This is a genomic window from Pseudoalteromonas sp. CNC9-20 (assembly GCF_022347875.1).
In the GTDB taxonomy this organism is placed as follows: Bacteria; Pseudomonadota; Gammaproteobacteria; order Enterobacterales; family Alteromonadaceae; genus Pseudoalteromonas; species Pseudoalteromonas ruthenica.
This window is the reverse complement of sequence record NZ_JAKRFS010000005.1, coordinates 78,523-91,496: the sequence shown is the minus strand read 5'-3', so window position 1 is coordinate 91,496 and position 12,974 is coordinate 78,523. Positions and strand designations below refer to the sequence as shown.

Here is a 12,974-nt window from a genome sequence, read left to right as displayed (position 1 = left end):
CTCCTTATTCGTCTACGCCGTATTTTTTATCTAACGCATTCATTTTGTGTGCGTAGACAAAAATAAGAACCACAAAGGTATAAATGGCGCCCTGTTGCGAGAACCAAAAACCCAGTTTAAACCCGAAGAAACGCACCTCATTGAGTACGTCGACTAGCAAAATGCCACAGCCAAATGAAACCACGAACCACACCACTAGCAATTTAAACACTAGACTGAGGTTTTCGTTCCAATAGGCTTTAGCGTGATCTGCATCTTTAAAAGCCATTTTTGTATCCCCTTCACGTCACACTAAAAGTATGACTGGTTGTTATCATCACTTTTGAATCTAGCAACGCCAGCGCCAGAGGAAATTCAGACCTTAGTCGTAACAAAAACTTAACGTCAATAACACCGAGAACACGATTTAAAATAAAGTTATAATTTTCATAGGGTTAGAATTTGATATAGATAAACTCAGGACGTTTCTCGAAGGTGAACAAAGGCTTAATACATTAGTCTAATAACCTTAAGTCGCATGCGCTGAGCACTTAAAAATCACTGCTAAATAGGCTGTGGGTTTGCTATGGTATTTGCTACTAATAACAATAACGCTGCGGCTTATGACCCTCGCTCTTATCTTCGTATCCTTGGTGTACATCTCCTTGCTGTTTTGGCTGGCAAATTGGGGCGACAAAACCACGCCTTGGGCCAAATACATTAGTCACCACCCCTTTGTGTACGCACTGTCTTTGGGGATTTATTGCACCTCGTGGACTTATTATGGCTCAGTGGGCACAGCGGCAAGCAGCGGTTGGAGCTACCTGCCTATTTTGCTGGGCCCGGCGTTATTGTTTATTTTCTGTCAGGGCTTTTTACGCAAACTGGTATTGGTCAGTAAAAAACAAAATATCACCACCATTGCCGATTTTATCTCTGCGCGCTATGGCAAGCGCCAACTGAGCGCTATTTTAGTCACGTTTATCGCGCTGATGGCCACCATTCCTTACATTGCGTTGCAACTCAAAGCACTTTCCAGCAGCTTTTTGTTACTCCCCGGCGGGGCTCAGGTATCCGGCACTATACTGGCGCTTAGTGGTGCGCTAATCATGGCCGTTTTTGCCATTTTCTTTGGTACCCGCAAGGTCGATGTCACCGAGTACCGCTCGGGACTGATGCTCGCGGTGGCGTTTGAATCCTTGATAAAGTTGCTGGCACTCATTTTCGTTGCAGGCCTTGCGGTGTATACCCTTTATTCGTTGCCCGGTTCTGTCTCCCTCGACGCAATCTGGCAGCATTGGCAAAGCTCCGATATGCTCAGCTTTGGCTTTATCGGTCAAACCTTGATGGCCGCCGCTGCAATCATTTGCTTGCCACGTCAGTTCCACGTCACCGTGGTTGATAATCAGGATATCCGTCATTTAAAGACCGCACGCTGGGCTTTTCCGCTATACCTTTTGCTTATTGGCGCTATGATCCTACCCATTGCTAGCGCCGCCATCATGCCGCAAATCGGCCACGGGCACAGTGCTGATAGCTTTGTTCTCGCCTTTCCGTTAAGTACTGGACACTGGTTACTCACTACCTTCGTGTTTATCGGTGGACTATCGGCCGCGACCGCGATGATTGTAGTGGCGACACTGACCCTAAGCACCATGGTGTCTAACGATGTGGTGCTGCCACTGATACTCAAGCGTAAGTTTCGCCGCAACCAGATTAGCCGCAGTTATCGTGCCCGCATCTTGTTAGTCAGGCGCTTTACTATTGCCGCCATCCTGCTGCTTTCCTACCTGTACCAACAAGTATTTGGTCACGGCGAAACGTTAGCGTCTATGGGGTTGGTTGCTTTTTCGTTGGTAACTCAGTTGCTTCCGGCTATTGTTGGCGGCTTATACTGGCGCCGAGGACATGCATATGGCGTGTATGCCGGGCTGACTGCCGGGGTGATCTGCTGGATGCTGTTTTTAATGCTGCCCATTATGAACACTCCCACAGTGTTAGATAGCACCGCGCAGCAAGAATTGATTACTCAAGGAACGTTGATAGCGTTATTCGCTAACATTTGTTGTTATATCAGCTTCTCTCTTGGAGCTCAGGAGCGATTGATAGACCGTATTCAGGCCGCCGCTTTTGTGAACCCCAAAGAGCAGCTTAACTTCGCCAAGCGGCTAAACAAACACGTTAATGCCACGGTCTATGACTTTAAGGTGCTGCTACAAACCTTTTTAGGCGCCCAGCGCAGTAGCCAAGTATTAAGCCACTATCAAGCCAACGACGAGCTCAATGACAATAATGCCCAACCCTCTAACGAATTTATCGCTTATTGTGAGCGCGCTCTTACCGGGGTACTGGGGGCATCATCGGCGCAAGCATTGATACAAACTGTGGCCAGCGGTAAGCAATTAGCCTTTGAGGAGGTGGTCAACTTCTTTGATGAAACCACCCAGGCGTTGCGGTTTAACCAAAACTTACTCTTTACCTCTTTAGAGAACCTCAGTCATGGCATCTCAGTGGTCGATAAAGACTTAAATTTAGTCGCGTGGAACAAGCGTTATGCCGAAATGTTTAACTATCCCGAAGGTTTCTTACAACAGGGCCAACCGATTGAAGAAGTGATTCGCTACAATGCGCAACGTGGCGAGTGCGGCCCGGGGGAAATTGAGCATCATGTGGAAAAGCGCGTCCGCCACCTGCGTAATGGCAGCTCACATCACTTCATTCGCCATCGGCGCAGCGGTCAGGTGTATGAAATGATAGGAAACCCACTGCCAGACGGTGGTTTTGTGACCAGTTTTTCAGATATTACCGCACACATGGCGACACAAAACGCGCTGGAAGAAGTGAACATGGACTTGGAGAATCGCATTGAAGCGCGCACGCAAGAGATCCGCGCAATCAACCAAGATCTGAAAACACAAATGGCCAGCAGGGAGCAAACCGAGCAAGCCCTAAAAGCAGCCAAACAAGAAGCTGAGCGCGCCAATGACAGTAAAACCCGCTTTCTCGCTCTAGCCAGCCATGACATTTTGCAGCCGTTGAATGCGGCGCGCCTCTACCTTGCGGCAATTGATGAGCAAACATTAACCCCGCATAACGCCAGCAGCTTGGATAAACTCGGCGATAGCCTCGATAGCACCGTACATTTGATGTCAGCCCTGCTCGATATTGCCAAACTCGACCAAGGCGCGATGACCCCCAGTCCCAAGCATTTTCATATCGATGATATATTAGCGCCGCTGGTCAATGAATACGCCATTTTATGCGCCGATAAGGGCCTCGAAATTACCTTGCGCTCGCGCAATGATGTGGTTCATAGCGACATCACTTATTTACGCCGAATTCTACAAAACCTACTTTCTAATGCCGTTAAATATACCGAGCGCGGCAAGGTGCTTATTGCTTGTCGTCGCCGTAAACACCATTTAAGTATTGAGGTATGGGATACCGGACTGGGCATCGGCGAGCGTGAACAACAAAAGATATTCGACGACTTTTATCGCGTTGAATCTGGCGATAATAAAGGCGTGGGCCTCGGCCTCGGCGTTGTCAAGCGCATGGTAGAGCTGCTCTCACACCGGCTGACAATGCGCTCCTCGTTAGGCCAAGGGAGCTGCTTTAAGGTGGAAGTTCCTTATGGCAACGCGCAGCGGATCAGCAGCCCTACAGAGCAACACACCGGTGCCCGCGCACAAGCTCATTATGATGTACTGGTCGTTGATGACGAAGCTGAAAACATCACCGCCATGACCCACTTACTAAATAAGTGGGGTGCCAACAGCCAAGGTTGCTCCAGTGGCGAGCAAGCACTCGAATGGGTGCAAAACGGGGGGGCTATCGATGTGATTCTAATGGACTATCAACTTGGTCATGATGAAGACGGCTTAAGTCTTATCGAAAAAATACGCGCCCTGCGTGGCCCCATACCGGCTATTTTAATTACCGCAGTACGCGATGACGAAGTAAAACAAAAAGCGAAAGAAGCGGGTGTTCACTATCTTTCTAAGCCAGTAAAACCCGCAAAGTTAAAGGCACTGTTAAATCATTCTCTTTAGGGCATAATGCCTAATGTGTTCACACATTAGGAATGAGGAATGAAAAAAGTACTATTGGCGCAATGCCCCGACGAAGAGGGGTTAATCGCGAAAATTACCGGGCTGTGTTTCGAGCATAACCTGAATATTACCCGCAACAACGAATTTGTTGATAAGCAGCATGGGCGTTTCTTTATGCGCACAGAGCTGGACGGAAACTTTGATAACCTTGATTTACTAGCCGAATTGCAGGCATCGCTGCCCAGTGGTTCTACGCTTTCCCTGCATGGCGGTGAAGCAACCAAGGTAGTGCTGCTGGCCACCAAAGAAGCGCACTGCCTTGGTGGAGTATTGCTTAAGTGCTTCGAGCAGGCATTAAATATTGAAGTGCAGGCAGTGATTGCCAACTACCCCGACCTCGCGCCTTTAGCCGCTGGGTTCAATGTGCCTTTTCACTGTATTAGCCATGAAGGCCTAAGCCGTGACGAGCATGATGCTTTAGTTGGCGATAAAATCGCCGAGTATGCCCCGGATATGATTGGCCTTGCCAAATACATGCGTATTCTTAGCCCCGAATTTGTCGCCCGTTTTAGTGGCCGAATAATCAATATTCACCACTCTTTCTTGCCTGCTTTCATTGGCGCTAAGCCATACCATCAAGCGTTTGAGCGTGGCGTTAAAATCATTGGCGCCACAGCCCACTTTGTTACTGATGAACTTGATGAAGGCCCCATTATTATGCAACAGGTCACTCCGGTGACTCACGCTGACAGCGCCTTGAGTATGGCTAAAAAAGGCCGCGACGTAGAGAAGCAGGTATTTTGTAAGGCACTTGAGCTTGCAGCCGAGCACAAGCTCTTCATAAATGGTAACCGAACGGTGGTATTTGACTAAGCTTTACTGGTTATCGGCGCTCAGCGCTTGCAGTGCCGATAACGCCTGCTCGGCCTTGTTACTGGGGACAAACACGTGATCATGATAAAACGCAGCGATAATGTTGGCACTGATATCCGCTGCGGCTAAGGTGTCCGCAACGGCAGCACTGAGGCCCACTGCGTCTAAAGCAGAATGAACATTTAGGGTGATTTGCCGGTAGGTGGTGGCACTATCAAAACCGGCTTGTTGCGCCGCATTGGCTTCAAGTACCAGTGTCATACCCTCTTTTTCACTAAACGCAGCAAGGGGATTAAGCTGAGTATAATCAGATAACAACCCCGGTACACAGCAAAAAACATACTCTTGGGGCTGTAATTGTGGCTCAAGATTAGCTAACAACGTATGCAGATCCGTAATTGCGCTCATAGTTCCTCCAGTGGCGATTATTCGCTTTGATTTTCAAGAGGCTCCAACTGTAGCTTTGAGGCAATTAACACCGCTTGGGTACGATTATAGACACCGAGCTTGCGGAAAATCGCCGTAATGTGCGCTTTCACTGTCGCCTCAGAAATATTCAACTCATAAGCAATTTGTTTATTCAACAAACCTTCGTGCAAGTAGCTTAACACTCTATACTGTTGCGGTGTCAATGAAGCGACCTGAGCCGCCAGTTCTTTATCCTCACCGCTGATCGCCTCGACCTTGTCTTTGATCTCTTCAGGCAGCCACGTATCGCCCTCCAACATGTGCGATATAGCATCAGCAATTTGCTGTGCCGAAGATGATTTGGGAATAAAGCCCATGGCACCGTAGCCCATCACTTTTGATACTATGTGTAAATCTTCACTGCCAGAAACCACAGCGATAGGAAGGTCAGGATAATCTTCACGGATGCGAATTAAGCCATACAAATCGCCATTACCGGGCATATGCAAATCCAGCAATAAAATGTCTAGCTCTGGCTGCTCATCGAGTACCGCCAAGGTACTGTCGAAGGTATCAGATTCAAATACTTCTAGGGGGGTAAACTGCTTTGTCAGTGCCCCTTTTAATGCTTCACGAAATAATGGGTGATCGTCCGCGATTAAAAACTGACTCATGCTGTGCTCCTAAAAAAATCGGCCGTCATCGCTTGATGACAGCCGATAGTCTACGTTTAGAATCGTTCGTTAATCAAGTTCTTAACGCCTAATTAACGATTTAGACGGTTTTCAATGAGATCGTCCACCACGCCAGGATCCGCCAGCGTCGAGGTATCGCCTAATTGCTGGTGCTCATTGGCAGCAATTTTACGCAAAATACGACGCATAATTTTACCTGAGCGGGTTTTAGGTAGTCCCGGCGACCATTGAATCATATCCGGAGAGGCAATGGGGCTAAGCTCTTTACGCACCCAGTTCCGCACTTCCTTAGTCAATTCATCGCTAACCTGCACGCCATCATTTGGGGTAATGTAAACGTAAATCCCCTGCCCTTTAATGTCATGTGGATAACCAACCACGGCAGCCTCGGCGACAGCCTCGTGCGCCACCAAGGCACTTTCAATTTCTGCGGTACCTAAGCGGTGACCTGACACATTAAGTACATCATCTACGCGGCCGGTGATCCAATAATAGCCATCTTCATCACGACGACAACCATCACCGGTGAAGTACACCCCAGGATAGGCTGAGAAGTAGGTTTGCTCAAAACGCTCATGATCGCCGTACACCGTGCGTGCTTGCGACGGCCAGCTATCGAGAATAACAAGGTTACCGTCAACCGCACCCTCAAGGTTATTTCCCTCGGCATCGTAAAGTGCTGGGGCAATACCAAAGAAAGGTCGTGTCGCTGAGCCAGGCTTCATATCGGTTGCACCCGGCAGCGGCGTGATCATGATGCCGCCAGTTTCGGTTTGCCACCAAGTATCCACAATAGGACATTGGCTATTACCAATATTTTCGTAATACCATGCCCAGGCCTCTGGGTTAATGGGCTCGCCCACCGAACCCAATACCCGCAATGATGAGCGTGTTGAACTGGCGGTGGGTTCATCGCCTTTTGCCATCAGCGCGCGAATGGCTGTAGGCGCAGTGTACAGAATCGTCACTTGATGCTTATCGACTACTTCCCCCATGCGCCCTGCACTTGGGTAGGTCGGCACACCTTCAAATATTACTTGTGTACAGCCATTAACCAAAGGCCCATAAGCGATATAGCTGTGACCAGTAATCCAGCCGACATCAGCACTACACCAGTAGACATCGTCATCATGCACATCGAATACATATTCATGGGTCATAGAGGTATACACCAAATAACCGCCAGTTGAGTGCACGACCCCTTTAGGCTGACCCGTGGAGCCCGAGGTATAAAGAATAAATAAAGGATCTTCAGCGTCCATCACCTCTGGCTCGCAGTGGCTAGGCTGATCGGCGACTAAATCGTGCCACCACAGGTCGTGACTGTGCCACTGCACGTCACCCCCGGTAAGTTGATGCACAATAACATGCTCGACCGTAGTCACTGACTCTTGGCTCACAGCCTCATCGACATTGGCTTTCAATGGCACGGTGCCACCGCCACGGCGACCTTCATCTGAGGTGATCACCACTTTAGCGCCGCTGTCGTTGATACGATCGGCGATTGCAGAAGGCGAAAAACCACCGAACACCACCGAGTGCACGGCACCAATACGCGCGCATGCTTGCATCGCGTAGACAGCCTGCGGCGTCATCGGCATATAAATAGCCACACGATCGCCCTTACTAACGCCTAGTTTGCGCAGGCCATTAGCCAGTTTACACACCTCATCATGCAAGTGCTGGTAGCTAATATGCTCGCTTTGGCTCGGGTCATCTCCTTCCCAAATCAATGCGGTCTTATTGGCTTTGTGTTCTAAATGACGATCAATACAATTATATGATGCATTGAGTTGCCCGTCTTCGAACCACTTAATGCTGATATGGCCTTTATCAAAAGAGGTATTTTTTACCTTTGTATAGGGGGTATACCAGTGCAAACGCTTACCATGTTCGGCCCAGAAGCCCTCGGGGTCATCTATGGACTGCTGATATAGTGCTTTGTATTTTTCGTTATCGACTAGTGCGTTGTTTTTGATGTTATCAAAAACCGGATAAATGCTCTGTGACATAACCGTCTCCATATCTTTTGTTGCCTGTAGGCTTGCCCACAGCATTACTCAGGGCTGAATGTTTCAGTATTAGACCTTAGTATGAAATCCCACAAATTGGCCACAAACCTGCCTACACTCAGCAAGTTAACTAACCACATACTCAGAGTTCGGCTATACCTTAGTCGTAAGACCAATAGGTAATTGCTCAAAATCATGGCAACGACCATGTTTTCATAGCTAGCTTGCAACAGGACAACTTCATTATGACAACACAAAAACGACTAACAAAAACATTTATGGCGGTGTGCGCTGCGCTTGGCTCGGTAGTGGGTAGCGCTCACGCGGCCACGATTGGCGACACCGATATTAGCTATGGCGGCTACGTCAAAGTTGATGCCATGTGGAGTGATTACTCCGCTGGCACCATTTCTGGCGACAGTATTGGCCGTGACTTTTATGTTCCCAGTACCACCCCCGTCGGGCCAGACGCAGATACCGATGCAGTATTTGATATGCATGCCCGCCAATCTCGTTTCAATTTTGGTACCAGTACCAAAGTGAGTAACGGAAAAACAGTAAAAACTAAAATCGAGCTCGACTTTATCGCCTCCATTGGTGGTAATGAGCGCGTCACCAACTCCTACTCACCGCGCATCCGCCAGGCCTACATCAGCTATGATGGCTGGCTAATCGGCCAAGCGTGGTCTAACTTTCAAAACGTCAGCGCGCTACCAGAAACACTTGATTTCGTTGGCCCAGCGGAGGGTACGGTGTTCGCCCGTCAGGCACAAGTCCGTTATAGCGTGGGTAATTGGGCATTTTCGGCCGAAAACCCAGAAAGCTCTATCACCGTCAATGGTGCTCGAGTAGAAACCGACGATGCCAGCATGCCTGATTTCACTGCCCGCTATAATCACAAAGCGGACTGGGGCCATATTGCTGTTACTGCGTTGGCGCGTCAGCTAACATACAAGCAAAACGGCTTTGATGAAGACGAAACCTCATTTGGGGTAAGTGTTTCAGGGCGCGTGAATCTCGGCTCTGACAACCTTAAGTTTATGCTGACTCAAGGCAAAGGATTGGGTCGTTATGTCGGCCTTAACGTCGCCCATGGAGCGGTATTCGATGGTGATGAACTCGATGCCATTGACTCAACCTCAGGGTTTATTGGCTATCAACACCATTGGAATAATCACTTCAGATCGACTTTCCTTTATTCGTTCTTCAGTGCTGATAACAATACCGATTTACTCGCCTTCAGTGGCGACCCTACTGAAAGCAGCGTCAGTTACAGTGCCAACTTACTGTACTCGCCGGTTAAGAAACTCACCTTCGGAGTTGAGTTTAAACACGCAGAGCGAGAAACCGAAAGCGGCGCCGATGGTGACTTAGACCGCTTACAGTTTTCTGCAAAATATGCGTTTTAGTAGGGCTTAAACTTTAAACGAGAGCCTTGCTCTGCAGACATAGGATGACTTTTGGCCGCTTATTGAGAGCGGCTTTTTATTTTTCGCAACAAAAGTGTGTTTGCAAATCATTCTCACTTAGATTAGTCTATGCACGATTTTTAACTCTCTGTGCTAAAAGATTATGTCTAAGAAAAGCTTCACTTTAAGTAAAATAGCAACGCTTTGCGCCGTTGCCCTGAGTACTTCAGCTTTTGCTGAGCAAGCAAAAGACAAAGATATTGAACGTGTTTCCGTGTATGGTCAGCACCATAAAAACTATATCACCGAACAAGCGGACTCGGCTTCTAAACTCGGCATCACCATTAAAGAAACGCCCCAGTCTATCTCTGTGGTGTCTCGTGCATTAATGGATGACTTTTCACTGGACGATATTAACGCTGTATTAGAGTCAACGCCGGGTGTCACTGTTGAGCAAATCGAAACAGACCGTACTTACTTTAAAGCCCGTGGTTTTGATATCACTAACTTCCAAGTTGATGGTTTAGGTATCCCTCAAGATGGTGGTGATGTGCATGGTACCCTTGATACCTCTATTTACGATCGCATTGAGATTGTCCGTGGTGCCAACGGTATTATGACTGGCGCGGGTACTCCTGCAGCGACCGTTAACATGGTACTGAAAAAGCCTACCTATACGACTCAAGCCAGTGCCTCTGCATCTGTTGGCTCGTGGAATAAAAACCGTTTAGAGGTGGATGTTTCTGGCGCCTTAACTGATAACCACGCAATGCGCGCAGTGGTCACTAAGCAGCGCTCAGATTCATACTTGGACCGCTACGCCACAGATTTAACCTTGGGTTATATCGCCTATGAAGGTCAGCTCACTGACAGCACTAAGGTATCAGTGAATTATATTCGTCAGTCAAAAGATGCCGATAGCCCTCTTTGGGGAGCCTTGCCACTGTTTTATGATGATGGCACGGCGACTGACTTCGACGTATCCACAAGCACGGCCGCTGATTGGTCTTATTGGAATAACGATAACGAACATATTTTTGTTGAACTTGAGCAAAGTTTGGGCACCTCTTGGTTTATACGCGCTCGCTACGCGCACATGACCAATGATCAAGACTCCGAGTTGTTTTATGTCTACGGCACCCCAAGTGCTGAAACCGGGCTGGGATTAACCGGCTACGCCAGTGAATACGACTATAAAGATCAGCAAAACCTTTATGATCTATACGCCACAGGTGATTTCTCACTGTTTGGACAAACTCATAACTTAGTGTTTGGTGTCAGTAGCGCCGATATGAACTACCAAGATAGTTCACTTTACGACTACACCACAGGCAATGGCTTCCCGGCGATGCCACCACTGGAGGACTTTGAAGGTAACGCACCTATTCCAACACTCGAGGATGCTTACAACGGCTCTAAGGTCGAGGCTGACCAAAAATCTGCTTATGCGTCGGCACGCTTCAAAATCACTGAGCCTCTAGCCATTCTTGCTGGCGGTCGTTATACCGAGTGGGATTCTGAGGGCCTATCTTACGGTAATTCCAAAGTGAACAGCTCAGAAGAGTTTATTCCTTATATTGGTGCTGTCTACGACTTTGCAGAGAATTACACCGTGTATGCCAGCTACACTGAAACCTTTGCGCCACAATCAGAGCAAGATCAAACCGGCATGGCTTTAGACCCAATCACCGGTGAGAGTAAAGAGCTGGGGATTAAAGCACAGTTGCTAGATGGTCAGTTGTTTGCCACTTTTGCTATTTTCGATGCTTTGCAAGACGGTATTGCCTTGCCTGATACCGCTCTTTCAACTCCTGACAACACGGTTTACTACGCTGCTGAAGGGATCAATAGCGATGGCTACGAGCTTGAACTCAGTGGTCGTCTCACTGATGACTTAAGTGCTAGCTTCAGCTATAGCCATGTAGATATTGAAGCCGGTGATGACGCCAATGAAGGTAAGCTAGTTCGTGATTACACCCCAAAAGACCAAGTTAAAGTGGCGCTGAATTATCAGGTCCCTGTAATTGAGGGTTTAAGCTTTGGTGCCAATTATCGCTGGCAAGCCAAAACGTCACGAGTGCAAAGCAATGGCACTATTCCTACAGTGACGACACAAGGTGCGTATGGCCTACTTGATTTAGTGGCCACTTACCAAGTGACTGAGCGCATCAGTGCCACCTTTAATATTAACAACGTGACCGATGAAAAGTACCTGCACAGCCTTTACTGGGCCCAGGGCTACTACGGTGCACCGCGTCACTATGCCTTCTCTATTAACTGGCAGCTTTAATTCCCTGTCTTAGTTAAACAGTAGAACGCCAAACTCTGTGTTTGGCGTTTTTTTATGCCTGGTTATTAGTCTTAAAGCCTGGCTAAAAATTATGGCAGGTGTGCTAGCGATGAAACTCCAGCCATAAAAAAACCAGCCCTTAGGCTGGTTTCGCTTACTCTTATTCAGTACTTTGCTGTCTTACTCGCTCTGCGCTTCGGCAGCTAGCGGGTTGGTTTCACCGTCTTCAGGTTTAATGGTTGCTTTAAGCAGCAACATTTCCCGTAGCTTACCTTCAATCTCATTGGCAATCTCAACATTCTCTTTTAAGAACTTAATAGAGTTAGATTTACCTTGGCCGACTTTAGAGCCGTTGTAGCTATACCAAGCACCAGACTTTTCAATGAGCTTGTGCTTCACACCTAAATCAATCAGCTCACCCTCTTTGGAGATACCTTCACCATACATGATGATAAACTCGGCTTGCTTAAATGGCGGCGCCACTTTGTTTTTCACTACTTTGACGCGGGTCTCGTTGCCGATCACTTCATCACCGTCTTTCACTGAACCTATACGGCGAATGTCTAAACGTACAGACGAGTAGAACTTCAGGGCATTACCACCGGTGGTGGTTTCAGGGTTTCCAAACATCACACCAATCTTCATACGGATTTGGTTGATAAACACACACAAGGTGTTTGAGCGTTTGATGTTTGCCGTTAACTTACGCAGCGCCTGTGACATTAAACGCGCTTGCAAGCCAACGTGGCTGTCACCCATTTCGCCTTCAATTTCAGCTTTTGGTGTCAGTGCAGCTACCGAGTCAACAATGACCACATCAACCGCGCCTGAGCGTACTAGCATGTCACAAATTTCCAACGCTTGCTCACCAGTATCCGGCTGCGAAACCAGTAGCTCTTCAACGTTAACACCCAGCTTTTCGGCGTAGACAGGGTCTAGGGCATGCTCGGCATCGACGAAAGCACAGGTTTTACCATCGCGCTGAGCTTGAGCAATAACTTGCAATGTAAGGGTTGTTTTACCTGACGATTCTGGGCCATAAATTTCAACAACACGCCCGGTCGGCAAACCACCTATACCTAGAGCGATATCGATTCCCAGTGAGCCGGTAGAAATGGCTTCAATATCCAAAGCCTGGCTATCACCGAGCTTCATAATTGAGCCTTTACCGAATTGACGCTCAATTTGCGAAACCGCTGCACTTAAGGCTTTTGATTTGTTATCGTTCATGCTGTTCTCCAAAATCGTTCTGTGCC

9 protein-coding genes are annotated in these 12,974 nt (G+C 48.0%); 4 read left to right on the top strand and 5 right to left on the bottom strand.

Annotated features, from left to right (window positions below):
- Window positions 1–4: 4 nt before the first annotated feature.
- Window positions 5–268, bottom strand: a complete 264-nt coding sequence (locus tag MHM89_RS12995; RefSeq protein WP_022946945.1) for a DUF4212 domain-containing protein — start codon at window positions 266–268, stop codon at window positions 5–7.
- A 334-nt stretch (window positions 269–602) separates the two neighbouring features.
- Here MHM89_RS12995 and MHM89_RS12990 point away from each other — a divergent pair, with 334 nt between their 5' ends.
- Both MHM89_RS12990 and purU read left to right on the top strand, forming a co-directional pair.
- Complete coding sequence (locus MHM89_RS12990) at window positions 603–4,031, top strand: PAS domain-containing hybrid sensor histidine kinase/response regulator (RefSeq protein ID WP_239408996.1); 3,429 nt, start codon at window positions 603–605, stop codon at window positions 4,029–4,031.
- A gap of 39 nt (window positions 4,032–4,070) precedes the next feature.
- On the top strand, window positions 4,071–4,904 hold the full coding sequence (gene purU, locus MHM89_RS12985; RefSeq protein ID WP_022946947.1) for a formyltetrahydrofolate deformylase: 834 nt from the start codon (window positions 4,071–4,073) through the stop codon (window positions 4,902–4,904).
- Window positions 4,905–4,907: 3 nt separating this feature from the next.
- Here purU and MHM89_RS12980 read toward each other — a convergent pair whose 3' ends face one another.
- The 3 genes from MHM89_RS12980 to acs form a co-directional block, all read right to left on the bottom strand.
- Window positions 4,908–5,312, bottom strand: coding sequence for an ACT domain-containing protein (locus tag MHM89_RS12980; protein WP_022946948.1), 405 nt, complete (start codon window positions 5,310–5,312; stop codon window positions 4,908–4,910).
- Between the two features lie 17 nt (window positions 5,313–5,329).
- Window positions 5,330–5,986, bottom strand: coding sequence for a response regulator transcription factor (locus tag MHM89_RS12975; protein WP_151172338.1), 657 nt, complete (start codon window positions 5,984–5,986; stop codon window positions 5,330–5,332).
- Between the two features lie 92 nt (window positions 5,987–6,078).
- On the bottom strand, window positions 6,079–8,019 hold the full coding sequence (gene acs, locus MHM89_RS12970; protein ID WP_239408995.1) for an acetate--CoA ligase: 1,941 nt from the start codon (window positions 8,017–8,019) through the stop codon (window positions 6,079–6,081).
- A gap of 278 nt (window positions 8,020–8,297) precedes the next feature.
- On the opposite strand from acs, the gene MHM89_RS12965 reads away from it, so the two are divergent.
- A complete protein-coding gene (locus tag MHM89_RS12965; protein ID WP_239409094.1) occupies window positions 8,298–9,428 on the top strand; it encodes a DcaP family trimeric outer membrane transporter in 1,131 nt (376 codons plus the stop codon).
- A 163-nt stretch (window positions 9,429–9,591) separates the two neighbouring features.
- Window positions 9,592–11,718: a TonB-dependent siderophore receptor gene (locus MHM89_RS12960; RefSeq protein WP_239408994.1), complete on the top strand. Its 2,127-nt coding sequence runs from the start codon at window positions 9,592–9,594 to the stop codon at window positions 11,716–11,718.
- A gap of 180 nt (window positions 11,719–11,898) precedes the next feature.
- Here MHM89_RS12960 and recA read toward each other — a convergent pair whose 3' ends face one another.
- Entirely contained in the window at window positions 11,899–12,948 is a 1,050-nt protein-coding gene (gene recA, locus MHM89_RS12955; RefSeq protein ID WP_045978513.1) for a recombinase RecA, read from the bottom strand.
- Window positions 12,949–12,974 lie beyond the last annotated feature (26 nt).